The 25,936-nt window shown below is 69.4% G+C and carries 17 protein-coding genes and 3 tRNA genes; 10 read left to right on the top strand and 10 right to left on the bottom strand.

Annotated elements, in window-relative coordinates:
- Nucleotides 1–2: 2 nt before the first annotated feature.
- Nucleotides 3–1,181, bottom strand: coding sequence for a trans-sulfuration enzyme family protein (locus QFZ52_RS01955; protein WP_307495946.1), 1,179 nt, complete (start codon nt 1,179–1,181; stop codon nt 3–5).
- Nucleotides 1,182–1,312: 131 nt separating this feature from the next.
- On the opposite strand from QFZ52_RS01955, the gene tmk reads away from it, so the two are divergent.
- From tmk to QFZ52_RS01940, 3 genes are all read left to right on the top strand, one after another.
- Nucleotides 1,313–2,008, top strand: a complete 696-nt coding sequence (gene tmk, locus QFZ52_RS01950) for a dTMP kinase (protein ID WP_307495945.1) — start codon at nt 1,313–1,315, stop codon at nt 2,006–2,008.
- Complete coding sequence (locus QFZ52_RS01945; protein WP_307495943.1) at nt 2,005–3,147, top strand: DNA polymerase III subunit delta'; 1,143 nt, start codon at nt 2,005–2,007, stop codon at nt 3,145–3,147. The genes tmk and QFZ52_RS01945 overlap by 4 nt, the downstream gene beginning before the upstream one ends.
- A 119-nt stretch (nt 3,148–3,266) precedes the next feature.
- Nucleotides 3,267–4,871 carry an alpha/beta hydrolase gene (locus QFZ52_RS01940; protein WP_307495942.1) on the top strand — a complete coding sequence of 535 codons (1,605 nt, stop codon included), beginning with the start codon at nt 3,267–3,269 and terminating at the stop codon, nt 4,869–4,871.
- A gap of 90 nt (nt 4,872–4,961) precedes the next feature.
- Here QFZ52_RS01940 and QFZ52_RS01935 read toward each other — a convergent pair whose 3' ends face one another.
- On the bottom strand, nt 4,962–5,726 hold the full coding sequence (locus QFZ52_RS01935) for an HAD-IA family hydrolase (RefSeq protein WP_307495941.1): 765 nt from the start codon (nt 5,724–5,726) through the stop codon (nt 4,962–4,964).
- 247 nt (nt 5,727–5,973) lie between these two features.
- On the opposite strand from QFZ52_RS01935, the gene QFZ52_RS01930 reads away from it, so the two are divergent.
- Nucleotides 5,974–6,046: transfer RNA gene (locus tag QFZ52_RS01930), tRNA-Thr, on the top strand.
- A gap of 79 nt (nt 6,047–6,125) precedes the next feature.
- Nucleotides 6,126–7,622: a glycosyltransferase family 39 protein gene (locus QFZ52_RS01925; protein WP_307495940.1), complete on the top strand. Its 1,497-nt coding sequence runs from the start codon at nt 6,126–6,128 to the stop codon at nt 7,620–7,622.
- A gap of 178 nt (nt 7,623–7,800) precedes the next feature.
- Here QFZ52_RS01925 and QFZ52_RS01920 read toward each other — a convergent pair whose 3' ends face one another.
- From QFZ52_RS01920 to QFZ52_RS01895, 6 genes are all read right to left on the bottom strand, one after another.
- Nucleotides 7,801–8,640: an aldo/keto reductase gene (locus QFZ52_RS01920; RefSeq protein ID WP_307495939.1), complete on the bottom strand. Its 840-nt coding sequence runs from the start codon at nt 8,638–8,640 to the stop codon at nt 7,801–7,803.
- A gap of 84 nt (nt 8,641–8,724) precedes the next feature.
- On the bottom strand, nt 8,725–9,150 hold the full coding sequence (locus QFZ52_RS01915) for a hypothetical protein (protein WP_307495938.1): 426 nt from the start codon (nt 9,148–9,150) through the stop codon (nt 8,725–8,727).
- 3 nt (nt 9,151–9,153) lie between these two features.
- The gene (locus QFZ52_RS01910; RefSeq protein WP_307495937.1) at nt 9,154–9,825 is read right to left on the bottom strand and encodes a bacterial proteasome activator family protein; all 672 of its coding nucleotides are present in this window, start codon (nt 9,823–9,825) and stop codon (nt 9,154–9,156) included.
- 20 nt (nt 9,826–9,845) lie between these two features.
- Complete coding sequence (locus QFZ52_RS01905) at nt 9,846–10,028, bottom strand: YbdD/YjiX family protein (RefSeq protein ID WP_307498625.1); 183 nt, start codon at nt 10,026–10,028, stop codon at nt 9,846–9,848.
- 128 nt (nt 10,029–10,156) lie between these two features.
- Nucleotides 10,157–12,427: a carbon starvation CstA family protein gene (locus QFZ52_RS01900; protein WP_307495936.1), complete on the bottom strand. Its 2,271-nt coding sequence runs from the start codon at nt 12,425–12,427 to the stop codon at nt 10,157–10,159.
- Between the two features lie 84 nt (nt 12,428–12,511).
- Nucleotides 12,512–13,495: an NAD(P)H-quinone oxidoreductase gene (locus tag QFZ52_RS01895; protein ID WP_307495935.1), complete on the bottom strand. Its 984-nt coding sequence runs from the start codon at nt 13,493–13,495 to the stop codon at nt 12,512–12,514.
- Between the two features lie 144 nt (nt 13,496–13,639).
- Between QFZ52_RS01895 and QFZ52_RS01890 the strand changes: the two genes are divergently transcribed.
- From QFZ52_RS01890 to QFZ52_RS01880, 3 genes are all read left to right on the top strand, one after another.
- Nucleotides 13,640–13,727: transfer RNA gene (locus QFZ52_RS01890), tRNA-Ser, on the top strand.
- 228 nt (nt 13,728–13,955) lie between these two features.
- Nucleotides 13,956–14,732: a VOC family protein gene (locus tag QFZ52_RS01885; RefSeq protein ID WP_307495934.1), complete on the top strand. Its 777-nt coding sequence runs from the start codon at nt 13,956–13,958 to the stop codon at nt 14,730–14,732.
- Nucleotides 14,733–14,954: 222 nt separating this feature from the next.
- Nucleotides 14,955–19,511, top strand: a complete 4,557-nt coding sequence (locus QFZ52_RS01880; RefSeq protein WP_307495933.1) for an ExeM/NucH family extracellular endonuclease — start codon at nt 14,955–14,957, stop codon at nt 19,509–19,511.
- Nucleotides 19,512–19,621: 110 nt separating this feature from the next.
- Here the strand turns inward: QFZ52_RS01880 and QFZ52_RS01875 are convergent, their stop codons facing one another.
- Entirely contained in the window at nt 19,622–21,607 is a 1,986-nt protein-coding gene (locus QFZ52_RS01875; RefSeq protein WP_307495932.1) for an FAD/NAD(P)-binding protein, read from the bottom strand.
- Between the two features lie 135 nt (nt 21,608–21,742).
- On the opposite strand from QFZ52_RS01875, the gene QFZ52_RS01870 reads away from it, so the two are divergent.
- Nucleotides 21,743–23,857: a prolyl oligopeptidase family serine peptidase gene (locus tag QFZ52_RS01870; RefSeq protein WP_307495931.1), complete on the top strand. Its 2,115-nt coding sequence runs from the start codon at nt 21,743–21,745 to the stop codon at nt 23,855–23,857.
- Between the two features lie 146 nt (nt 23,858–24,003).
- Nucleotides 24,004–24,095 (top strand) — tRNA-Ser (locus QFZ52_RS01865).
- A gap of 172 nt (nt 24,096–24,267) precedes the next feature.
- Here the strand turns inward: QFZ52_RS01865 and QFZ52_RS01860 are convergent.
- Entirely contained in the window at nt 24,268–25,755 is a 1,488-nt protein-coding gene (locus tag QFZ52_RS01860; RefSeq protein ID WP_307495930.1) for an alpha-L-fucosidase, read from the bottom strand.
- Nucleotides 25,756–25,936: the final 181 nt, after the last annotated feature.

Raw genomic sequence — 25,936 nt, 5'->3', positions numbered from 1 at the left:
CCCTATCCTCCGTGGCCCGGCAACGCGTCGAGCGCCTGAGACAGATCCGCCCAGAGATCCTCCGCGCTTTCGATGCCGACGCTCAGCCGCACGAGGTTGTCCGGGACGCTGGCAGGCTCGGCGACGTGGCGCCGTCGTCGTTCAATGAGGGACTCCACACCGCCCAGGGACGTGGCCGGCACCCAGAGGCGCAGGGCCCGCACGAGGGCGTCCGCGTTCTCCGCACCGCTGCGGCCGCCGGCTGCGGCGATCTCGATCGCCAGGATGGAGCCGAAACCCTTCAGCTGAGCCGCGGCGCGTTCATGACCGGGGTCGCCCGGGAGGCCCGGGAACCGGACCCGGTCCACCGCGTCGTGGGCGGCCAGCCGCTCCGCCAGGACCTGAGCGCTCGCCTGCGAGCGCTCGACCCGGAGAGCGAGAGTCCGCAGGCCCCGCAGCGCGAGCCAGGCCTCCCAGGGCCCTGCGATGGATCCGTGGAGCGCGCGGTGATGAAGGAGCGTGTCACGCAGGTCGGACTCCCGGGCGACCAGCGCCCCGAGCACCACATCTGAATGGCCCGCAAGATACTTGGTGACCGAGTGCAGCACCAGATCCGCCCCCAGGAGCAAGGGCTGCTGGACCAGCGGCGTGCAGAAGGTGTTGTCCACGACCACGAGCGCCCCCTGGTCCCGGCCCGCGGCGATGAGCACGGGGAGATCGGCGACTCCGAGCATCGGATTCGTGGGACTTTCGAGCCAGAGCAGGTCCGCTGCACGGCCGTCGGCGCCCAGTGCCGTCAGGACGGCGTCCGTGTCAGCGATGTCCACGAGCCGCAGGGTGAAGAGCCCCTTCTCCGCGAGTTCGGAGGCCATCTGCACGGTGCCGGCGTAGGAATGCCCCGGCATCACCACGGCCCCGCCGAGCGGCACGAGGGACAGTGCCGCACTCACGGCGGCGAGCCCCGAGGAGAAGAGCAGCGCCGGCTCGGCGGAACCCTCCAGCCGCCCCAGGACCTCCTCGAACGCCTCCCACGTGGGATTGGCATAGCGGCCGTAGCCGCGGTCCCCGGCGCCGAGCGGTCCCGTGCCGATGAACGTGGAAGAGAGCACCACGGAGGGGTTAACGGGTGCGTCCCGTTCCCGGTCCGGGCGGCCGGCGGCGACCACGAGGGAGTCGGGGCTGAGGTCCAGGGATTCGTGCATGAACCTCACGTTACGGCGCGATCCCGCACCTCCGGCAAGAGAATCCCGTCATGTGGGCAACGGTGTCACCCGTCATCCACATAAGCACCGGCTCTCCGCCTGCACCCAGCTTGGCCCGCTAGGCTGTGAAGGTGACTACCAGCGCAAACGGAACCGGCCTGTTCATCGCCTTTGAAGGCGGCGACGGCGCCGGAAAGTCCACCCAGAGCCGGCTGCTGGCCGAGGCACTGCGGGGACGCGGCATGGTGGTCGTCCAGACGCGGGAACCAGGTGGCACCGAGATCGGCGAGAAACTCCGCTCCCTGGTCCTGGATCACGGGCACGGCGAGATCGATCCCCGCACCGAAGCCCTCATGTACGCCGCGGCGCGCGCGGCCCATGTGGAACAGCTCATCCGCCCCGCCCTGGCACGCGGCGAGGCCGTCATCACGGACCGGTACATCGACTCCTCGGTCGCCTATCAGGGCATCGGGCGCGGGCTCGGGACGCAGGAGGTCCGCGACCTCAACGCCTGGGCCACCGGTTCCCTGTGGCCGGACTTCACCGTGGTCCTGGACGTGGACCCGGTCGAAGGACGTGCCCGTCGGTCCCCCGGTGGCGAGGACCGCCTCGAATCCGAGCCCGACGCCTTCCACGCCCAGGTCCGCGATGCCTATCTGGCAGCAGCAGCCGCCGCGCCCGAGCGTTACCTGGTGATCGACGCCCGTCAGGACGTGCAGGAGATCGCCGGTCAGATCCTGGACCGCGTCGAGCAGGTCCTCTCGGCCCATGGGGCCACGGCAGCCACGGCAGGTTCCGTCCCGGGATCCCCGGGGGGACGCGCGTGACGGTCTTCGACGAACTCCGCGGGCAGGACGCCGTGGTCACCCAGCTCCGCCGGGCGGCCGCGGGTGACGGGATGACCCACGCCTGGCTGTTCACGGGCCCTCCCGGCTCGGGCCGGTCCAACGCGGCCACGGCCTTCGCCGCCGCGCTGAACTGCGAGCAGCCCGACCCCGCCCAGCGCGGCTGCGGCCAGTGCCACGCCTGCCGGACGATCCTCGGGGAAACCCACCCGGATGTGCAGCACGTCCGCACCGAGAAGGTCACCATCACCATCGACGAGGCCCGGGAACTGGTCTCGACGGCCGGCAACCACCCGGCCTCCGGACGCTGGCGCATCATCATCGTCGAGGACGCGGACCGCATGGCCGAGCGGACCACGAACGTCCTGCTCAAAGCCATCGAGGAACCCACCGCTCGCACCGTCTGGATGCTCTGCGCGCCCTCCCCCGCTGATGTGCTGGTCACGATCCGGTCCCGCTGCCGCAGCGTCGGGCTGCGCCTGCCCGCGGTGGACGATGTCGCCGCCCTGCTCGTGACACGCGACGGCGTGGAGCCGGCTCTCGCGGCGAGCGCGGCGCGCATGGCGCAGAGTCACGTCGGGATCGCCCGCCGTCTGGCCCGCGACGCCGACGCCCGGCAGCGGCGCCTGGACACCGTCCGGTTCCCCCTTGCCCTGAAGGGCATCACCTCCGCGGTGCTCATGGCCGAGCGGCTCATGTCGATCGCGACCGCCGAGGCGGACAGTTCGAACGCCGAGCGGGACGCCACCGAGCGCGCGGCTCTTCTGGGGTCGCTGGGCCTCGAGGAGGGCGCCACCGTGCCTCCCGCCCTGCGCAGCCAGCTCAAGCGCCTCGAAGAGGACCAGAAGCGCCGCGGGAAGCGGTCCGTGACAGATTCGCTGGACCGGACCCTGACCGATCTCCTCTCCTTCTACCGGGACGTGCTGATCCTGCAGGTGGGTGCCACCGGATCACTCGTGAATGAGGAGATCCGCGCGGACATCGAGGCCTTCGCGGCCGACGGGACGCCGGAGCAGACCCTGGCGAGGATCGATGCCATCAACCTCACCCGGCGGCGGCTGGTCACGAGCAATGTGGCCCCTCTGCTGGCGCTGGAAGGCATGGCGGCGGGGCTGGTCTAGGACCGATGCAGGACCCGGCATGGGGCCGGAAACGATGCACAGACAGGACTCCGCGGCCGGAGTGGACCGGCCCGCGGCAACGACACGGCGAACCACGACAGTTCGGAAGGTGGACGAGGATGAGGCAGAGCGTGAAGGGCACTGCGGCGAGCACGGGGAGGGACCCCCGGAAGGGGCCGGCGCGTGCCGGGCTGTTCGCCGCCGTCGTCGCCTCCGTGGCCGTGCTGGCACTGAGCCTGAGCGGCTGCGTGACCATCCCGGCGCCCGGGACGACGTCCAAGACCCCCGCGTCCAGCAGCCAGCAGGAAGGCCTGAGCGACGGCGCCCCGGCCGAACTGAAGGACTTCTACGGCCAGAAGGTCAGCTGGACGTCGTGCGAGCACGATGCGAGCTGCGCTTCGGTCAAGGTCCCCACCGACTACGACAACCCCGGCAAGGGGAGCATCGAGATCGCCCTGATCAAGATCGCCGCCACGGGCAAGTCCCAGGGTTCGCTTTTCATCAACCCCGGCGGTCCGGGCGGGTCCGGCTTCGACTTCGTCAACGAGTCCGCCCAGTGGATCCTGAGCGATGAGATCCGGTCCAACTTCGATCTGATCGGTTTCGATCCGCGCGGCGTGAAGCGTTCCGCGCCTGTCACCTGCCTCACCGATCAGGAGCGGGACGCTCAGCGCGCCGAGTACTTCGACCCGAGCACCACGGACGGCCTCGCCCTGGCCGTCAAGGAGCAGCGCGACACGAACGAGGCCTGCCAGCAGAAGACCGGACCGGTCCTGGCGCACGTGGACACCGCGAGCGCCGCCAAGGATCTCGACGTCCTGCGGGCCGCGCTCCGCAATGACAAGCTCAACTACCTCGGGTACTCCTACGGGACGTTCCTCGGATCGACCTACGCCACGCTGTTCCCGGACCGGGTGGGCCGGATGGTCCTGGACGGCGCCCTGGACGCGACCCTGACGCAGTCGCAGCTGACCGTGGGCCAGGCGAAGGCGTTCGAACGGAGCCTCCGGGTGTTCGTCGAATGGTGCCAGCGCAACTCCGGCTGCCCGCTCAGTGACGGGGTCGACGCCGGGATCGCCCGTATCCAGAAGCTCCTGACCGAATACGAGAAGAACCCGCAGCCCGCCAACGACGGTCGCCCCGTGACGGTGAACAGCTTCGTCTCGGGCCTGATCGTCCCGCTCTACAGCAGCTCGAGCTGGCCCACCCTGCGTCAGGCCCTCGCCCAGGCGCTCGTGGGGGACCCATCCCCCATGATGCAGCTGGCGGACTTCGGCGCCGACCGGGATTCCCAGGGCAAGTACACGTCCAACAGTTCCTTCGCCTTCAATGCGATCAACTGCCTGGACTACACGCCGGACTCCTCGGAGAGCGACATGCGCAAAGAGGCCCAGGAACTCCAGAAGGTCTCCCCCACCCTCGGCAAGTACATGGCTTACGGCGGCATCTCCTGTGAAGGCCTGAAGACCACCGGCATCCGCAAGGTGGCCCCGGCCTCCTACAGCGGCAAGGCGCCGATCGTGGTCATCGGCACCACCGGCGACCCGGCCACCCCCTACGAATGGGCCGGCAATCTGCGCAAGCAGCTGGGCAACGCCTCCCTCGTCACCTGGGAGGGTGAGGGCCACACCGCCTACGGCCGCGCGGGAGACTGCATCACCAATGCGGTGGACGACTACTTCGTGAAGGGCACGACGCCGGACGACGGCCTGCGCTGCACCTGAGAGTCCGCGTGACAAGAGTCCAGGCACGGCCTGGGCGCGCGAAGAGGCCCCGGCGATTCCCACCGGGGCCTCTCTCTGTCCTGGGGGTGCTCAGAGCTGGCGGCCACCGAGCAGTGGCCGGCTCCCCTCCCGCAGGAGACCGGGGATGTCCCGGATCGACGGGACCACGGCGTCGGCGCCTGCGGCCCTCAGGGCGAACTCGGAGTGCGCGCCGCTCAGCACTCCGGTGACGAGCCCGGCGCCGGCCCGCAGTCCCGACTGGATGTCCGCCGTCGTGTCCCCCACGACGAGGACCTCGCGGACGTCGTCCAGGTCGAGGGCGAGGACCGCGGTGAGGATCATGTCCGGATGAGGGCGGCCTCGTCCGGCGTCCTCCGGGCACAGGCTCAGATCGGCCAGACCCATCCACCCGAGGGATTCCAGGATGGTGTTCTGCGTGTGCCGTCCGAAGCCGGTCACCAGGCACAATTGCATCCCCGCCTCGCGGAGCCACTCCATGGTCTCCCGTGCGCCGGGGATCGCCTGGACGCCGCCCCGGGCCACGAGCCGGTCATAGGACTTCTCGAACACGGCATTGGCCAGGAGGGCGCGCTCCGGCTCTCCCTCGTACAGCTGCCGGAAGACTCCGAGTTTGGACAAGCCCATGGCGCTGTGCGCGTAGTCCATCATGGACCCGAAACGCTGGCCCTCCGGGTCCTCCCCGGCATCAAGGAAGGCGTCACGGAGAGCCTCGTCGATGAGGCCTCCGTCCGTGACCGTGGTGCCGGACATGTCGACGACGGCGAGCCGCAGGCAGCTCGCCCTGCCGGTGATGTCCTGGGCGGTGGTCCGTCCCGCAACCGGGTTCACGGTCATCGTGTGCGCTCCTCTGCTGGTCTTCGCCCCGCGGGTCCGGCCGCGCGGCAGCACGTGCCCCCCTTGGCGCCGTGAGCTACAGGTTCGCGTGCGTGGGCGACAGCCAGCTGAACCGCGCAGAACCGGGACATGAACAGGCGCCAGCACCGGGAAGAAGCTCTGCGGGAGGCCCGTTTTGACCGACAGCCGAAGTGCCCTCTAAACTTGTTTCCTGTGCGGTCAGGCCAGCAGGCCAGGCGCGGCATGTGCTTCCTTAGCTCAGTCGGTAGAGCGTTTCACTCGTAATGAAAAGGTCATCAGTTCGATTCTGATAGGAAGCTCCGGAAGGTGGAAGGCCCGCGATCCTCAGGGATCCGGGCCTTCGCCGTACCCGCCCCAGGACACGAGACGGAGTGCCTCATGAGTTCCCTTCCCGCAGCGGAGACCGTGGACCGCGGCCGACCCTGGAAGCTCTACTCGGTGGTGGCCGCACTCGGGTTCCTCGCCTCCTTCCTCGGCTCCTGGCAGCCTTCGTTCTGGGAGGACGAGGTGGCCACGATCTCCGCGTCCACCCGGCCTTTCGCTGATCTTCCCGCGCTCTTCTCCACCATCGACCTGTCCCACGGTCTCTACTACCTGGTCCTCCACCTCTGGACCGGGGTCGCCGGGATCTCGGAGACCGCGCTGCGGTTCCCGTCGGCAGTAGCGGCCGCGGCGGCCTGTGCCGGCATGGTGGCGCTCGCACGGCGGTTCGTCGCGCTCCCGGCCGCGGTGGCCGCCGGACTGATCCTGGCGGTGCTGCCGCGGGTGACCTGGGCCGGCAGCGAAGCGCGGTCCGCAGCCCTGTCCCTCCTGCTGGCGGTCTTCGCCACGCTCCTGCTGACGTCCGCCTGGAAGCGCCCGCGCCCCGAGATCCTCGTGGCCTACGGCGTCCTGGCCGTGCTGGGCACCCTGCTCTTCTTCCCGTTCGCGCTCCTGCTTTCGGCGCATCTGCTGGCCACCGCCCTGTGCGCGCGGCGGCACCTGCTGCGGGTCGGCGTCGTGGTGGTCATCTCGTGTCTCGTCACCGCGCCGTTCCTCTGGGCGGTGTCCCGGCAGAGCGCCCAGGCGGACTGGATCGGGCGCAGGTCGCTTACCGACACCCTGGCGAACATCCTGCTGAAGCAGTACTTCTATGGGAACGACCGTCCGACGGGCAACACCCCTCCGGCGTGGATCCTGGCCTGCGTGGGGCTCCTCGCCCTCCTCCTCGCCGGGCTGGCAGTGGTGGGCCTCTGGACCGCGCTCCGGCCGGCGCCCGATGCTGAGAACGCCGCCGGGACACGATCGCTCGCGCTGCTCGGCCTCTGCTGGATCCTGGTCCCGTCGCTCGGACTCGGGCTCGTGAGCCTCGCGGTCAAGCCGATCTACGAGCCGCGGTACCTCACCTTCACCGCTCCGGGGCTCGCGCTGCTCGCCGCCCTCGGGCTGGCACACCTCCACCGGGTGAAAGCCGTTCCGGCGCTGCTGGCGGCCGTCCTGATCCTGGTGACCGCCACGGTGCCCCAGCTCTCGCTCAAGTCCTTCGTCAACGTCCCTCACGACCGCCTCCGGGACATCGCCGTGCTGGTCGATCAGACCCCCGGCGTCGCGGGCGTGGTCTACGGCCGTCCCGAGAACCGTCAGGCGTCCATGGCGTACCCGCACGACTTCACGGGGGTGAAAGATCTGTCCCTCGCGTCAAGTCCTGCCGACTCCGGGACCCTGTGGGGCGTGAACCGGCGCGTCCCGGCGGCGGAGCTCCACGGCACGGTGCTGTACGTCGGCGACGGCGGTCAGCAGCCGTCGCAGGCCGGCGCCTTCGCTCAGGCGGGCTGCCGCCAGGTCCGGGTCGTCGACGCGCAGCGGCTCCACTTCGCGGAGTTCCGCTGCCCCTGAGCCTCGCCTTGGGCCCGGCCAACGCCGGGTCCCAATACCCGCACCCGTGCGCCACTCCCGGAACAACAAAACGCCCGCGGGGCGACCGGCGTGCGGCCACCCCACGGGCGTTCTGAGAGACCTTGCCGGAACGGGGCGTCCCGTCCGGTGGATCCCGGAGACCGGTGGATCCCGGGGATCAGGCGAAGTCGGAGACCGCCGGGTCGGGGCCGATACGGCCCTCGGCGCCACGGTCAAGGCTGCTCAGCGCCGTGATGTCCTCGTCATCCAGCGTCACATCCAGCGCGGCGAGGTTCTCCACGATGCGGCTCTGCGTGACCGACTTCGGGATGACCACGTTGCCGATGGCCAGGTGCCAGGCGATGACCACCTGAGCGGGAGTGGCGCCGTGCTTCTCGGCGATGCGCACCACCTCGGGGTCGCTCAGCAGCTCGCCGCCCTGGCCCAGCGGGGACCAGGCCTGGGTGAGAATGCCCTTGCCCGCGTTGTACTCGCGCAGACCGGCCTGGTTGAAGTACGGGTGCAGCTCGATCTGGTGGATGGCCGGCACGACGCCCGTGGCCTCGATCAGTTCATCGATGGCCTCGCCGGTGAAGTTGCAGACGCCGATGGAGGTCACGCGACCGCGCTTCTGCAGTTCGACCAGGGCCTTCCAGGTGTCCACGTAGGTGCCACGCTGCGGCTGCAGCCAGTGGATCAGGTACAGGTCGAGGTGGTCCAGGCCGAGGCGGTCCAGAGACTCCTCGAAGGCTGCGAGGGTCTTCTCGTAGCCCTGGTCGGAGTTCCACAGTTTGGTGGTGATGAAGAGGTCCTTGGGGTCGAGGCCGGACGCCGCGATCGCGCGGCCCACACCCGCCTCGTTGCCGTAGATCTTGGCCGTGTCGATGTGGCGGTAGCCGGCCTCGAAAGCCTGTCCGACCACGGTCTCCGCGACGTCGTCGGCCACCTGCCACACGCCGTAGCCGAGCTGGGGGATGGTGTTGCCATCGTTGAAAGTGAGATTCGGGTTTGCGCTCATGGCGCCATCCTTCCAAAGGAAGCTGTCATGCCACCAGACACAAAGCTCCCGGTTCTCTGTCAGCGAATCCGGGAATAGATCCGGTCACCGCGCGGATTGCTCCGCTTCGGAGACCAGGGACCCGACGACGGCGGCCCGCCGCCGCACGCTGTCCACGTCGGTGGTGCCGAGCCGGGCCATCGTGGCCGCCTGAGCGGCGGTCGCCAGGTCATTGCCCGCCCGGGAGAGCAGACGGTGCAAGGGGGCCAGGTCCGGCGGGATGTCGAGTCCGTCGCTCGGGGTGCTCCGCTGCGCCTCCACGCAGATGACCCGGACCCGTGGGAGCAGCGCGGCCAGTTCGTCGGCGATCGGCAACAGCTCGGCGTACAGGGCGTCGTCGCTCACGCCGTCGAGCACCTGGTGGAAGCGGTCCAGGCCGCGCCGGAACCGGTCGTGGGCACGCCGCCAGAGGCCCTTGCCCAGCTCCGCGTCATCGCGGCGGGCCTGCCTCAGCTCGCTGAACAGACCCATGGGCTAGAGGTACTGGCCGAGGCCGGAGTCGGGCTCCTCGGGTCCGGCATGCCGCGGGTTCTGCTGTGGGCGGGCCGGGGCACGCTGCGGCTCCCCGTTGGCGCCGATGACCACGCCCGGTGCGACCATGGTGCCGGGCGGGAGCTGCCGGAGCTGGGCCGCCATCTGCTCGCGGGCAGCCTGCTGGGCGGCTATCGCCGTCTGGATGCCGTGGAAGAGCCCTTCGAGCCAGCCGACGAGCTGCGCCTGGGCGATCCTCAGCTCCGCGTCCGACGGCGCGGAATCGTCCGGGAACGGCAAGGAGATCCGTTCCAGTTCCTCCACCAGTTCGGGGGCCAGCCCTTCCTCGAGTTCCTTGATGGAGCGCTCGTGGATCTCCGCGAGGCGGCCTCGTGCGGCATCGTCCAGAGGCGCGGCCTTCACCTCCTCCAGGAGCTGCCGGATCATGGTCCCGATCCGCATCACCTTGGCCGGTTCGTCCACGAGTTCGAGCATGTTGCGGGGGCGGCGGTCACCTTCACCGCCGGGACCGTCCTGGACGCCGGGCTCCCGGGTCCGGGACTCCTGCCCTTCAGTCGGGCCGTCCACCGGCGTCCCCTCCACGGGACGCCCCTCCACTCGCCCGTCCGATCCGGCCGCCGCTGCGGATTCCTGTGGCTTCGGCTCCTCACTCATGGCCCCATACTCTCACGGGCTCAGCAGCACCGGCCCTGTGGATTCCGGTCCTGCCGGTCGGTGCGGTCCCGCCAGAACTCCGCTTCGCTCAGCGGCTCGTGACCGGGGTGGTGGGCCGCGTGGAACTCGAGGTACTTCTCGTACGCGTCGGCCCCGAGCACTCCGCGGATCCCCCGCCGCAAGGACCGGGCGCCCCGTGCCAGCCGCTCCCACGGTGAGGACGGCAGGATCTCCGCACCGCCCGGCGGCGCGGCCGAAGCCGGCAGGGCAGACGGCGCCGGCGCCGCTGACGACGGCGGGGTGGCCGCCGTCGTCGGGCTCTTGCGACGCATCAGTGGTGCCCCGCGTCCGCGAGACGCTCCGAGGCCGGCACCTCGGCCCACTCCGCGGCGAGTTCGCGCTCGGCAGCGGTGGGGATCAAGCCGGCGGGGGCGAAGACCTTCGACGGGACGAACGGGTCCTCGTGATCCGTGACCGTTTCCCCGGCCCGGTGCGCCTGGAAGGCCCGGACCGTGGCGATCAGCGCGGTGATGATGACGATGATCGCGAGGACCACGAACACCACGGACAGGATGCCCTGGATCATGGTGTTGCGGACCACGGCCTCCATGGCGGGCACGGTTTTCGCGGTGCCGAAGGACGTCTTGCCGTCCGCGAGCGCCTTGCTGAAGGCGGCATTGTTCGCGAAGTACCCGACGGCCGGGACGGTCGAGAAGATCTTCTGGAAGCTGGCGGTGATCGTGACCACCGCGGTGAAGGCCAGTGGCAGCGCCACCATCCAGAGCGCTCCGAACCTCCCCTTCTTCGCGACGATCGCCAGGCAGACGGCCAGGGCGATCGCGGCCAGCAGCTGGTTCGCGATGCCGAAGAGCGGGAACAGGGTGTTGATCCCGCCCAGCGGGTCCGTGACCCCCATGATCAGGACCGCGCCCCAGGCGGCGACCATGATGGCCGTGCAGAGCCAGGCGCCCGGACGCCAGGAGGCGTCCTTGAACTTCGGCACGAAGTTCCCGATCGAATCCTGGAGCATGAAGCGGGCCACGCGCGTTCCGGCGTCGACGGCCGTGAGGATGAACAGCGCCTCGAACATGATGGCGAAGTGGTACCAGAAGGCCGCCATCCCCGGACCACCGATGAACTGCTGCATGATGTGGGCCAGGCCGACGGCCAGGGTGGGCGCACCGCCCGAGCGGGAGATGATGGTCTGCTCCCCCACGGCCGCGGCCGCGTCCTTGAGCTCACCCGGGGTCACGTTCACCCCGGCCAGGCCGAGCGAGTTCACCCACTGCGCGGCCTGTTCCACGGTGCCGCCGGTGAGGGCGAGCGGGGCGTTCATGACGAAGTAGAGTCCGCGGTCGATCGAGACCGCCGCCACCAGCGCCATGATCGCGACGAAGGACTCCATGAGCATGCCGCCGTAGCCGATGTACCGGGTCTGGCGCTCTTTCTCGATCAGCTTCGGCGTGGTGCCGGACGCGATCAACGCGTGGAACCCCGACAGGGCGCCGCACGCGATGGTGACGAAGAGGAACGGGAACAGCGCGCCGGAGAACACCGGCCCGTTGTCCCGGCCCGCGAATTCGCTGAAGGCGGGGACGTTGATCTCGGGTCGGACCACCACGATCGCGACGGCCAGCAGGCCGATCACGCCGATCTTCATGAAGGTCGAGAGGTAGTCCCGCGGGGCCAGGAGCAGCCAGACCGGGAGGATCGCGGCGACGAAGCCGTACACGATGATCGCCCAGGCGATGGTGCTCTTGTCCAGGTGGAAGAACGCCGCGCCCCACTCGGTGTGCGCCACCCAGCCGCCGCCGATGATCGCGGCCATCAGGAGGACGAATCCGATGATGGAGATCTCCAGGACCTTGCCGGGCCGGATGTACCGCAGGTAGACGCCCATGAACAGGGCGATCGGGATGGTCATCGCGACGCTGAACACGCCCCAGGGGCTCTCACCGAGGGCGTTGACCACCACAAGCGCGAGGATGGCCACGATGATCGCCATGATGAGCAGTGTCGCCAGCAGGGCCGCGGTGCCGCCCACCACGCCGAGTTCCTCGCGGGCCATCTGTCCGAGGGACCGGCCGCCGCGGCGCATGGAGAAGAACAGCACCAGGTAGTCCTGGACCGCTCCCGCGAGCACGACGCCCACGATGATCCAGATCGTGCCCGGGAGGTAGCCCATCTGGGCCGCGATGACGGGACCGACCAGCGGGCCGGCGCCGGCGATCGCGGCGAAATGGTGGCCGAACAGGACGTTCCGGTCCGTGCGGACGTGGTCCTTGCCGTCGGCCTTGTACTCGGCTGGGGTGGCCCGGCGGTCATCCGGCCGGATCAGCTTCCTCTCCAGGTACTTCGAGTAGAAGCGGTACGCGATCAGATAGGTGCAGACCGCGGCGAACACGAACCAGATCGCGTTGACCGTCTCCCCGCGGACGAGCGCGAGCATGACCCACGCCAGCCCGCCGAGCAGGGCGATGGCCGCCCACAGCGCGATCCGCGCGGGGGTCCAGCGCCGGGATTCGGCGTCGAGTCTCTCCGGTGCGACGGCGGCGGGCGGCAGAGTGCCGCCCCGCTCTCCCGTGCCGCGTGTACCGCTCATGGGGGCCTCCTGGGTGCATACGTCAGCGGATGCGACCGTGCAGTGCTGCAGCGGTCCCACTAGGCACCCTAGTTCAGAGACACGTCACATGGTCAACAGGATTTTCCCTGTGTGCTGACCGGAATCGAAGTACCGGTGTGCTTCGGCCACCTCGGCCAGCGGGAACGTCCGCGCGACCAGCGGGCGGACGGAACCGTCGGCGATCAGCGGCCAGACCACCTCCCGCACGGCGTCCATGATGGCCGTCTTCTCCTCCACCGGACGCGCGCGCAGCGTGGTGCCGATGACGGCCGCGCGCTTGCTCAGGAGCGCGCCCAGGTCCAGCTCGCCGCGGGCGCCGCCCTGCAGGCCGATCACCACGAGACGGCCGTGCACCTCCAGCGCGTCGAGGTTGGCGGAGAGATACTTGGCGCCGACGACGTCGAGGATCACGTCCGCGCCATGCCCGCCGTTCGCTTCCCGCAGGGCCTCCGGGAAGCTCTGCGTCGTGTAGTCGATCGCGACGTCCGCGCCGAGGAAGCCCCGGGCGGTGGCGACCTTCTCGGCGCTGCCCGCCGTCGTGGCGACGACCGCGCCCAAGGCCTTCGCGAGCTGGATGGCGAAGGCGCCGATCCCGCCGGTCGCCCCGTGGATGAGGACGGTCTCGCCCTCCTGCAGCCCGGCCGTCATGTAGAGATTGGAGTACACCGTCGCCGCGACCTCGGGAAGGCCCGCCGCGGTCACCAGGTCCACGCCCTCCGGGATCCGGATCACCTGGCCGGCGGGCACCGCGACCTTCGAGGCGTAACCGCCACCGGACAGCAGGGCCACCACCTTCTCCCCCACGGCGAACGGGCGAGAGACGCCGGGGCCGAAGCCCGCGATGCGGCCGGAGACCTCGAGGCCGGGGATGTCGGAGGCGCCGGCTGGCGGCGGGTAGAACCCACGGCGCTGCTGCACGTCGGCCCGGTTCAGCCCGGCCGCGACGACGTCGATCAGGACCTCTCCCGGACCGGGCACCGGATCCGGCATCTCGGTCACCCGCAGGACTTCCGGGCCTCCCGGCTCGGTGATCTGGACGGCTCGCATGGTCTCCACTCTCCTCTGGACGCTCTGGCCCCCCGTCTATTGTGCACGGCGGCTATTGTGCACGGCGCCTCATGTGCGCGGCTCCCCCGGCGGCGCCGTGCACGTTTGGAGCGCGCGTCCGCGCTGTGAAACACTTTGACGCAGGGAAGGTTGTCCGAGCGGCCGAAGGAGCTGGTCTTGAAAACCAGTAGGCGGTAACCCCGTCTCATGGGTTCAAATCCCATACCTTCCGCGGACTAGGGCCCCGGAACCATCAGGTTCCGGGGCCCTTTTTTCATGCCCGGCCGCCGCTCACACCCGGCTCCCGGCCCGGGCCGCCAGGAGTTCATCCACCGGTCGGCAGCGAACCGTTGAAGAATGTCGGACCCCGGCGTTAGCGTCATCACTATCAGGGAACACGGGCGCGGCCCACCCTGGTCCGCCGGCGCACGGCGGCACTTCCCTAGAAAGCGAGCGCATCATGACCACCCCTACTTTCGCTCCCGGTGATCCCTGCTGGGCCGATCTGATGACGGATGACGTGGAAGCAGCCAAGAAGTTCTACGGCGAACTCCTGGGCTGGACCTTCGAAAGCGGTGATGAGGAGAAGTACGGCGGCTACGTGACCGCGTCCAAGGACGGCCGCCGCGTGGCCGGCCTCATGGCCAAGCAGCCGGACCAGCAGGAGATGCCGAGCACCTGGGGCATCTACCTCAAGAGCGACGACGCCGAGGCCACCGCCGCGGCGATCACCGCAGCGGGCGGACAGGTCGTCGTGCCTCCTATGACCGTCCCCGAGATGGGCGTCATGGCGATCGCCGAGGATCCGTCCGGCGCCTTCGTCGGCGTGTGGGAGCCCCTCGCCCACGGCGGCTACTCCCTGGCCAACGAGCCGGGCGCCGTCGGCTGGCACGAACTGGCGAGCCGGAATTACGACGCCGCGGTGGATTTCTACCGCAAGGCCTTCGGCTGGGACATCTCCGTCATGGAGGACACCGAGGACTTCCGCTACAGCACACTCGGCGAAGGCGATCAGGCGCGTGCCGGACTGTTCGACGCCGCGAAGTTCCTCCCCGAGGGAGTGCCGTCGCACTGGCTCATCTACCTCGTGGTGGACAACGCCGACAACGCCGCCCGGAAGGTCACCGAGCTCGGCGGCCGGGTGCTGGAGGAGCCGCGGGACGACCCGCATGGCCGTCACGCACGGGTCACCGATCCGTCCGGCGCGGTCTTCATGCTGCACCAGTCGCTCGTCTGAGACCTGTCCGGTCCTGTGCCGTCCCCGCCTCCGCGGGCGGCGACGGCACAGGATTTTTTTCGCGCCGAATCCTGAAACAACAGTTTCTTTTCCCCGCAACCCGGAGTTAACTCTCTCTTGGTGGACTAGGCTACGGACCCCTCGCTTTCCTGCTGGCGGTCCGAGCCCTCAGTCCGCCACAGGACACCGGATCACACCCGATCTCTGGACAGAAAGAACCCCATGAATCACTCGCTTGCGAAAGCAACCTTGGGGAGTGCCCTGACCGCCGCGTTGATCGCGGCACCTCTGGCGACCGCGCCGGCCTTCGCGCTGGTCAACACGGTCGCCACACCGGGCACCTCCTCCGTCATCATCGATGAGGCTTATCTGAGCGGAGGCAGCGCAGGGGCTGCCTACCGCAACAAGTTCGTGGAGCTGTACAACTCCACGGACGCACCCGTGTCACTGGACGGCTGGTCGCTCCAGTACCGTTCCGGCTCCGGGACCGCCGCCCCCAACTCCGTGACCGCGCTCCGGGGCAGCATCCCCGCCAAGGGGACGTTCCTCATCAAGGGCGGCAGCAACAACGCGGCGTCCACGGCGGCGGAGCTGCCCACCCCGGACCAGGACGCGCCGTCGTTCAACCCGTCCGGCACCACGGGCACCGTCATCCTGGCCCGCCAGGCCACCGCCCTCAGCGGCCTCGGCACCGGCAGCCAGGTGGAGCCCACCAACGTCGCCGACCTCCTCGGCTACGGCACGAGCAACACGTACGAGGTCAAGGCGGCCACCGCGCCGTCGTCGAACACGGACGTCAAGGCGCTCACCCGCAGCAACCACGCGGACACCAACGACAACTCGGCGGACTTCAGCCTGAGCGCCTCGATCACCCCGACGCCGTCGGCTGGGACGGGCGGTCCGGATCCGACACCCACGCCCACCCCGACCCCGACGCCGGGCGGCACCGCCACGATCGCCGAGATCCAAGGCACCGGCCCCACGAGCCCGCTGGTCGGCCAGAGCGTGACCACCAAGGGCAAGGTCACCGCCCGCTACGCGACCGGTGGCCTCAACGGCTACTACCTCCAGACCCCGGGCACCGGCGGCGACCTGACCGAGGACAGCCACAAGGCGTCCGACGCGGTGTTCGTCTACTCGCCCGCGACGGTCGGCTCGGTCGCGATCGGCGACTACGTGCAGGTCTCCGGCACCGTCAGCGAATACTTCGGCCAGACCCAGGTGAACGTCACGGACGCCGCCTCGCTGACCAAGCTCACCGACGCCGCTCCCGAGGTCAAGGCCACGCACTTCGCGCTCCCGGCCAGCGAGACCTTCCGTGAGTCCCTCGAAGGCATGGTGCTCGCCCCGTCCGGCGATTACACGCTCTCCGACAACTTCTCCGCGAACCAGTACGGCGAACTCACCCTCGCCGCCGGCAAGACCCCCGCGGTCCAGCCGAACGCCGTGGCGCCGTACGGCACCGCCGAGAACACGGCCGTGGCGGACGACAACCAGGCACGCACCATCAAGCTGGACGACGGCGCCACCACCAACTTCCTGTCCAACGCCACCACGAAGGCACTCCCCCTGCCGTACCTGTCCACCAAGGACCCGGTCCGCGTGGGCGCCCCGGTGACGTTCAAGACCAACGTCATCCTCGGCTACGGCAACAACGCCTGGCGCTTCGAGCCCCTCGAGCACCTCACCCCGGCGACCGCCGACACCGTGCAGCCGGTCTCCTTCGGCAACACCCGCGCCGATGTGCCGAACGCGGTGGGCGGCAACCTCAAGCTCGCTTCGTTCAACGTCCTGAACTTCTTCCCCACCACGGGTGACAGCCTGAGCGGCTGCCAGTACTACACCGACCGCGACGGCGCGCCCGTCACCGTCAAGGGCGGCTGCGACGCCCGCGGCGCCGCCACCGCGGAGCACTTCAAGCGCCAGCAGGACAAGATCGTCGCCGCGATCAACGGTTCCGGCGCCGACGTCGTGACCCTCATGGAGGTGGAGAACTCCGCCAAGTTCGGCAAGACCCGCGACGACGCACTGGCCAAGCTGGTCACCGCGCTCAACGAGGCGAAGCCGGGCACCTGGGACTACGTCCGCAGCCCCTCGGCGCTCCCGCCGCTGAGCGATGAGGACGTCATCCGGACCGCCTTCATCTACAAGAAGGCCGTGGCCGAACCGGTGGGCGAATCCGTCATCCACAACGACACCACCGCTTTCGCGAGTGCCCGCAAGCCGTTGGCCCAGGTGTTCAAGCCTCTCGGCGGCACTCCGGCGCAGGAATTCATCGCTGTCGCCAACCACTTCAAGTCCAAAGGCTCCGCGGCCACTCCGGACGACACGGACAAGGGACAGGGCGCGTCCAACCTCGCCCGCGTCGCACAGGCCAAGTCGCTGCTCGGCTTCGTGGACACCCTGACGAAGGACAAGGGCACCGACAAGGTCTTCCTCATCGGTGACTTCAACGCCTACAGCAAGGAAGACCCGCTGAACGTCCTCACGGACGCCGGCTACGTCGACCAGGACGGCAAGGCCAAGAACGCCGACGGATCCCAGAAGCACTCCTACCTGTTCGGCGGGCTCGTCGGCTCACTCGACCACATCTTCGCCTCCCCGGCGGCGGAGAAGCTGGTCAACGGCGCGGACATCTGGAACATCAACTCCGTGGAGTCCGTGGCGCTGGAGTACAGCCGCTGGAACTACAACGTCACCAACTTCTACGCCCCGGACCAGTACCGTTCCAGCGACCACGATCCGGTGATCGTGGGCCTGAACACCACCCCCGCGCCCACCAGCGCGAAGGTGAACCTGCTCGGCGTGAACGACTTCCACGGCCGCATCGACAACAACACCGTCAACGTGGCCGGCACCCTGGAGAAGCTCCGCGCCGCCGCCACCCCGGGCAGCACCGCTTTCGTCTCCGCAGGTGACAACATCGGCGCTTCCCTCTTCGCCTCCTCCATGGCGAAGGACCAGCCCACCATCGACGTGCTCAACACGCTCGGCCTCACCGCCTCCGCGGTGGGCAACCACGAGTTCGACGGCGGCTGGGCCGACCTGCGCGACCGCGTGATCGCGGGCGGGTCGAACGCCAAGTTCCCGTACCTGGGCGCGAACGTGTACAAGAAGGGCACGCAGGAACCGGCGCTGCCCGAATACGAGATCCTCACCCTGAACGGCGTGAAGGTGGCCGTGATCGGCGCCGTGACCCAGGAGGTCCCCTCCCTGGTCACTCCGGCCGGCATCGCCGATCTCGACTTCGGTGATCCGGTGGACGCCGTGAACCGCGTGGCCGCGAAGATCAAGGACGGCAAGCTCGCCGACGTGATCGTCGCCGAGTACCACGAGGGCGCCGGAGCCGGCACCCCGGACGGCGCGACCCTCCAGCAGGAGGTCGCCGCCGGTGGGGCGTTCGCCAAGATCGTAACCGAGACCAGCCCTGCTGTCGGCGCCATCTTCACGGGTCACACCCACAAGGAATACGCCTGGGACGGTCCCGTCCCCGGCCAGGACGGCAAGACCCGCCCCGTGGTCCAGACCGGCAGCTACGGCGCGAACATCGGCCAGATCGAGCTGACCGTGGACCTCGCCACGAAGCAGGTCTCCGCGTACTCGGCCCGTAACGTCGCCCGCACCACGGACGCCGCCGCCGACCTCATCGCGGCCTACCCCCGCGTGAAGGAGGTCGACACGATCGTGAAGAAGGCACTCGCGGACGCCGCCGTCGTCGGCAATCAGCCGGTGGGCAAGGTGACCAAGGACATCACCACCGCCTTCACCAAGGATCCGACCACGGGCGCCCCGGTGCGTGACGACCGTTCCAGCGAATCCACGCTGGGCAACCTGGTGGCCGACTCGCTGGTCGCCTCGCTCAAGGACCCCACGGTGGGCGGCGCCGAGATCGGCGTGGTCAACCCCGGCGGCCTGCGCAACGAGCTGTACTACGGCGCGGACGGCACCATCACCTACGCCCAGGCCAACGCGGTGCTGCCGTTCGTGAACAACCTCTGGACCACGTCCCTGACGGGCGCCCAGTTCAAGACGCTCCTGGAGCAGCAGTGGCAGACCAACCCGGACGGCACCGTGCCGAGCCGCCCGTACCTGCAGCTGGGCCTCTCCAAGAACGTCAACTACACCTACGACGCCGCCCGTCCCGCGGGTGACCGTGTGACCTCCATCCTGGTCAACGGCCAGCCGCTGGATCCGGCCAAGTCCTACCGGGTCGGGACGTTCAGCTTCCTGGCCACCGGTGGCGACAACTTCCGGGTCTTCAAGGACGGCGCCAACACCCGTGACTCCGGCCTGGTGGACCGTGACGCCTGGATGGCCTTCCTCAAGGCCAACTCCCCGGTGTCCCCGGACTTCGCCCGTCGCAGCGTGGCCGTGGTGAACTCCACGCCGGCGAACGTGAAGGCCGGGGAGAAGATCCAGGCCGCGGTGTCGAAGCTGGATCTCACCTCGTTGGGCAGCCCGGTGAACACCTCGCTCGAGGCCACCTTCACCGACGCCGCCGGCAAGGTCACCGCACTGGGCGCCGTTCCGGTCTCCGCTGGCGCGGCCACCGTGAGCCTGGCCGTTCCGGCCGGCGCCGCGGCGGGTGCGGGTGTCCTTCAGCTGAAGGCCGCCGAGTCGGGCACCACGGTGAAGCTCAGCGTCACCGTCGCCAAGACCGACGTGCCGCAGCCGACCTGCACCAAGCCTGTTCCGCCGAAGCACTGGTGGGACGTGGCGGGCTGGATCAAGTACGGCCTGGCCTGGATCAATTACATCGCCTGCACCGTGAAGGGCTGACCGCCCGTCACCTGAGGTGATGACAAGGGCCGGTTCCGATCGCACGCCGCGATCGGGACCGGCCCTTGTCTTGTGTTCAGAACGTGCTTTGTGTTCAGAAGGTGCTGCGCTCAGAACGTGCTGAGGACCGCCCGGGCGATCTCGTCGGCGTCGCGCAGGGTGCGCTGACCGCTGCGGAACAGCTCCGTGGGCTCGCCGTCCGTTCCGGCCGAGAAGGCCTCCGCGGCGATCGCCACACCCCACTGCACCGAGGAGAGCTGAAGGCTGAGGACATGCAGATCCTCCTGAACCTCGCCGTTGGCCGCCACGGCCCGGTAGGGGTGCGCCACGACGTCGAGGCCGGACGCCTCCGTCGGGCCGCCTTCGGGACGCATCATGAGTCTCGTGCGGACCAGACCGTCGTCCAGCAGCTGGCGGAGCAGAGGCGACGCCGCGGCGGAGACGCGGTTGGCCGGGGCCAGGGCCTCCACCAGGGTCCGGGCACGGACCTCGCTGCCTTCGACCCAAGGGGACGAGGCCTGGAACAAGCCGGCCGCGCGGTCCACGGTGAATCGCGGTTCCGGTCCCACGAAGTGCACGACGCCGGCGCGGGCCAGCGCGGCCAGCTGCTCGATGCGCAGTGCGGGCGGGCCACTCGCCAGGCCTTCTACGAGCGACTCGAAGCGGCCCCGCAGTTCCGTCACCCAGGATTCCTCGGTGATCCCGCCGTCGGCCACCGCGTCCTTCAGCAGCGAGCGGCCCGCATGCAGGATGAGCACGGCGCTCTTCACAGGGTCCTTCTCCCCCGCCGCGGAGCGGCGCACGTCCTCGTCGAGGGTGCGCACCACCGCCGCGTCGAAGTCGGCGGAGGACTCGAAGCGCTGCAGAGCGAACGGGGAGGCCAGCGCGCGAAGATTCAGACGCAACCGCTCCGGCACGCATCGCTCGATCAGCGCCGTGACCGGGACCATCCAGTCCTCGGGGTTGTGCGCATGCGGGCGGAGCAGCTCCGTGAGCTGGTCCAGGAACTCGGCCGCGTCCCGGATCGCGTTGGGATCGGAGGTCACCAGGGTGTCGTAATAGGCCCACAGCACATCGCGCTGCAGCAGCGGCCACAGGTCGTGTCCGAAACCGGGCTTGACGCCGGACCGCCGGAAGCGCTGAACCGCCGCCTCGGTGAGGTACCGGAGACCGCGTTCCTTCGGGTAGTAGCTCGCGATCTGCGCCTTGGCCTTGTACGGCCCGCCCCGGCGGCTCGCCGCGTGGATGACCGGTTCGTGGCCGCTCGGCAGGTAGTGGAGCTCGCCGTCGCGCCGTTCGAAGCGCCCGCCGCGCCCTTCGGTGAGCTGGCCCATGACGTCGAAGAAGTTCAGGCCCATGCCGCGCACGAGCACGGGTTCGCCCCCAGGCACGAGCGACCAGTCCACGTCCGCCGGGCACGCGGGCGGGAAGTAGCTGAGCCCGAGTTCCTGCGCGGCCCGGTACAGCTCCCGCTGCTCCGGGTTGAGCTGGGCGGGGACGTGACCGAGCGCCAGGACGACGCGGTCCGCGGCGATCCTCCCCTCGTGGAGATCGACCACGAATCCCGCATCCCCGGTCCGCCGGACGGCGTGGGCCTCAGTCCGGTGCTGCACCAGGTGGAAGCCCTCCAGCAGCGGGTCGCTCTCGATCCGCCCGACGACGGCGGCAAGCGTCTCCTCGAGGTACCGCCCGTACAGCGCGCGGCTGGGAAAGGTGTCTGAACCGAGGGCGACCAGCTCGGCCCGCTCGTCGTCACTCAGCGGATCCCGTGCGTCCTCCTGGCCCGCGGCGACGGCGGCACGCCAGGCGTTGAAGCTGGCACCGGCGAGAGGGGCCGCCAGATCGGGGCCCTCGGGGATGAGGGTGGGGAAGAAACTCTGAGTGTTCATGAGGAACAGCCGGGACTGACCGGGCTGCCACACGTGGCCCGAACCGGCCGGATACGGGTCCACGAGATGCACTTCGAGGCGGGCGCCGGCGTCGAGGGCGCCGTCCTCACGGCGGGCCTTCCAGTTGGCGGCCAGACGCTCCACGACGCTGCTGCCGCGCGGCCCAGCACCGATGACCACCACACGACGCACCGAATCCCCTGACATGGGATAAGCCTAATGGGCCGGGGCTCCCGCGACCGGCTCGGCCCGGTCAGGGACGGGCGCTCGCCCGGCGCTCCCCCGACGTCGCCCCGTGTCACCGGGGACCCGAATGCGGGGGCCTCTGTCTAGGATGAATCCATGACGGCACATGACGTGGTGGACGAGAACATCTGGCTGGAAGAGATCCATGGGGAGGGGCCGCTCGCCTGGGTGCGGGAGCAGAACGCCCGCACCGAGGAGGTCCTGGACGATACCGAGTTCCATCAGCTCCAGGACCGCCTGCTGGAGGTCCTGGACTCGACGGATCGCATCCCGATGGTCGGCAAACGGGGCCGCTGGTACTACAACTTCTGGCGGGACGGCGAACACCCCAAGGGCTTGTGGCGGCGGACCACCTGGGAGAGCTACCTGACCGCCACGCCGGACTGGGATGTGCTGCTCGACGTCGACGCGCTGGCGGCCGAGGAAGGCGCGGAGTGGGTCTGGCACGGCGCCACGTTCCTCCGCCCGGCGCCCGGTGAGGAGTGGCGTCACGCCATGATCGGGCTCTCCCCCGACGGCGGCGACGCGGTCACCTACCGCGAGTTCGACCTCGAAACCCGGGCCTTCCTGCCGGACGGTTTCGTGCTGCCCACCGCCAAGGGCCACGTGAGCTGGGAGGACGAGGACACCCTCCTCGTCAGCACGACGGCGGAAGGCCGCCCCGCGACGCAGTCCTCCTACCCGCGGACGAGTGCCCGCTGGCGCCGGGGCACGCCGCTGTCGGACGCGGAGCAGCTCTTCGAGGTGCCGGACGACCACATGCTCGCCTCCGTCTCCCGGGATTCGACGCCCGGCTTCGAACGACTGGCCGCAGTCGACTACGTGGACTTCTTCAACGACGAGATCTCACTGTGGCGCGACGGGGCCTGGGTCCGGATCGACAAGCCGGGCACCGTCAGCACCGCCTGGCACCACGAATGGATCCTCTTCCGGCCACGCGATCCCTGGACCGTGGGCGGCGCGGACTACGCCGCAGGCTCGCTCCTCGTGGCGCGCCTCGACGACTGGCTGGACGGCTCCCGTGAGCTGACCGTCCTGTTCGAACCTGATTCCCGGACCTCCCTGCAGTCCTACAGCTGGACCCGGAACCACCTGCTCCTGAACCTGCTCGTGGACGTGTCGTCGCAGATCAGGGTCCTGACGCCCCCGACCGGCGGCGCGGTTGACGCCGGCGTGGGCGAGGCCACGGACGAAGGCGCCGGCGGCGAGTGGCCCTCGGACCTCCTGGACGCCTGCCCGCCGTTGCACGATGTCAACGCCTACGCCGTGGATGACGAGGACGAGACGGAGGGCGACGACTACTGGCTCGTGGCCACCGGCTTCCTGACGCCCACGACGCTGACGCGCGGCACCGTCGGCGGCGAGCACGCGGAGATCAAGCGCGCGCCGTCGTTCTTCCAGGAGGACGACTATGCCGTCGAGCAGCACTTCGCCGTCTCCGCGGACGGCACGCGCGTCCCGTACTTCCAGGTGGCCCGGAAGGACCTCGTGCTGGACGGCACCAATGTCACCCAGCTGAGCGGCTACGGGGGATTCGAGGTGTCCCGGACCCCGGCGTACAGCGGCGTGGTGGGCCGGGCCTGGCTGGAGCGCGGCGGCGTCTACGTGGTGGCCAACATCCGTGGCGGAGGCGAATACGGACCGTCCTGGCACACCGCCGCCCTGCAGGAGAAGCGCCACCGGGCGTATGAGGATTTCGCCGCCGTCGCGAAGGATCTGGTGAACCGCGACGTGACCTCGCCGCGGCTCCTCGGCTGCGCGGGCGGGTCCAACGGCGGCCTCCTGGTGGGCAACATGCTGACGCAGTACCCCGAGCTGTTCGGCGCGGTGTCCTGCGGCGTGCCGCTTCTGGACATGCGCCGGTACACGAAGCTGTCCGCGGGCGCCTCGTGGATCGCCGAGTACGGCGACCCCGAGGACCCCGAGCAGTGGGAGTTCATCAAGACGTTCTCGCCGTATCACCTGCTGCGCGACGCCGTCGACTACCCGCATTCGTTCATCTGGTCGAGCACGTCGGACGACCGGGTCGGGCCCGTCCAGGCCCGGAAGATGGCCGCGCGGATGCAGGCGATGGGCGTGCCGAACGTCTGGTACCACGAGACCATCGAGGGCGGCCATGCCGGCGCCTCCGACAACCGCCAGGCCGCGGCGCTGCAAGCCCGCAACCAGCACTTCCTGTGGAAGGCACTGACGGGTCAACTGCCCGGCTGAGCGGCGTCCTGCTCCCCTCGCGAGAGGCCAGTTGAGCACAGTGTTGCGCAGCCGCACCGTGCCCAACTGGCATCTCGCGAGGAGGGCCGCGTCGTTTTGCGTTGCGGCGGGCGCTTCGGTACTCTTGCATGGCTAGCAAATAGCGAGGAGACGTGCCAGAGCGGCCGAATGGACTTCACTGCTAATGAAGGGTCGGGGTTAAACTCGACCGGGGGTTCAAATCCCCCCGTCTCCGCCAATCGAGCCCCGGGAAACCGGGGCTCTTTTGTTTGCCCGATTTGGTTTGCCCAATCTTGTTTGCCCGAGCGTCCGCCGGGGCGCGGCGGAGCCGCCGAGTTCGGGGGTTCGTTCCGAACTCGGCGGCTGCAGTCACCGCTCTCGGAACGACCCCCCGAACTCAGCGAGGCGGGTCACGCGAACTGAATGACGACGCCGCGCGCCCCCAGCGCGGGATCCTCCGCCGCTGCTTCGCCGTCCGCCGCCGGACGGCCTTCCAGCCCCTCGGCGCTCTCGCGCAGGGCCACGCTGAGGACGCCGTCGGCATCCTGGTCCCAGTCGGTGATCGTGGCTCCGCCCAGCCCTCGGACCTCGGCCACGTCACGGGCCAGCGGGATCCTGACGCCGTTGGCGGGGCCGTCGAGAGTGATCAGGTGGAGCCGGCCGGGTGCGCCGGCCTCCGAGGGTGTCTCGGTCAGCCACCACGTGGTGCCGCCATCCTCCCAGCTCTCGGAGAGGCCATTGCCGGGCACCAGACCCTCGGTCACGGCACGGGTCCCGTACAGGGCCGGTCCGAACTCCTCAAGCCACACCCCGATGACCTCGAGGGCCTCGCGGATGGACGGCGGGATCGCGCCGGTGGGATCGGGCCCGACACCCAGCAGGAGGTTGCCGCCTCGAGCGACCACCTTCACCAGCATGTCCACCACTTCACGGGGGTCCTTGGCCTGCTCGTCCGGGGAGAGAGACGTCCAGTTGTCCGAGAGGGTCACGCATGATTCCCACGGGTAGGCCGGCCGGTGATCCGGGATGCGCTGCTCGGGAGTGCGATAGTCCTCATTCGGACCGTGGACCTCCCGGTCGACGACGAGAATCCCTGGCTGAAGCTCCCTCGCCCGGGCGGCGATCCGGTCGATGTCGATCGGTTCGAATGGAGCGAAGACCCATCCGGCGTCCAGCCAGAGCACGTTGACGGGTCCGTAGCCGCTGAGGAGTTCCTCGATCTGCGCCTGGGTGAAGTCCACGAAGCTCTGCCAGCGCTCGGGATCCGCCTCGGCGTCGTAGTTGTGGAAGCGGTCCACGGTGGTGCCGGCCGGCGACCAGTAGCCCGGGTGGTTCCAGTCGGCCTTCGAGAAGTAGACGCCGGTTTCCAGCCCCTGGGCTCGGAAGGCGTCAAAAGTCTCGGCGAGGACGTCGCGGCCCAGCGGGACGTCCTCCGCGGTGACCTTGAAGTCCGAGAGGGCGGTGTCGAACATGTTGAAGCCGTCATGATGCTTGGACGTGAAGACGAGGTACTTCGCCCCCGCGGCGCGGGCGAGCGCGGCCCAGTCCTCCGGATCGTAGTCCTCTCCGGTGAATTCCGTGCGGGCGGCTTTGTACTGCTCCTCCCAGGCATCGTCGTCCCCCTCGAACCCGGGTGGAAGGAGCATCATCTCCTCGTCGCGGGACCGGCACAGGGTCCAGCTGTCACCCAGGCCCTGGGAGGTGTAGATGCCCCAGTGCATGATGATGCCGAACTTGTGGTCCTGCCAGTCCTCCAGCCGCGCGCGGCTGAGAGGATCCGCCGGGAAGCTGTAACCGGGATCGTGCGCATCGACGACCGCACCGGCCGCCAGGCTGGGCTTGAGGGTGGGAAGGGACGGGTCGCTCTCGTCGAGAGGGGAAGATGTGTGCTCAGTCACGATCACTATCCTTCCCCTTGAATCAGCTCCCGTCACCCCTTCGGAAGAATAAGTCGCCGATTCTCAGTTCCCGTCCAGAATGTGCGGCATGCGAGTGGCCCGCACGGTACCCGCCAGCCCGCCGCGGCGGCCGGGTGGCTGGAGCACCGCCGCCAGGCCGGCGTCGCAGCGCTCGCCCAGC

The organism is Arthrobacter woluwensis (genome assembly GCF_030816155.1).
GTDB classification, from domain to species: domain Bacteria; phylum Actinomycetota; class Actinomycetes; order Actinomycetales; family Micrococcaceae; genus Arthrobacter_E; species Arthrobacter_E woluwensis_A.
The sequence above is the reverse complement of the archived record's forward strand: the minus strand, read 5'-3'. Positions and strand labels throughout refer to the sequence as shown.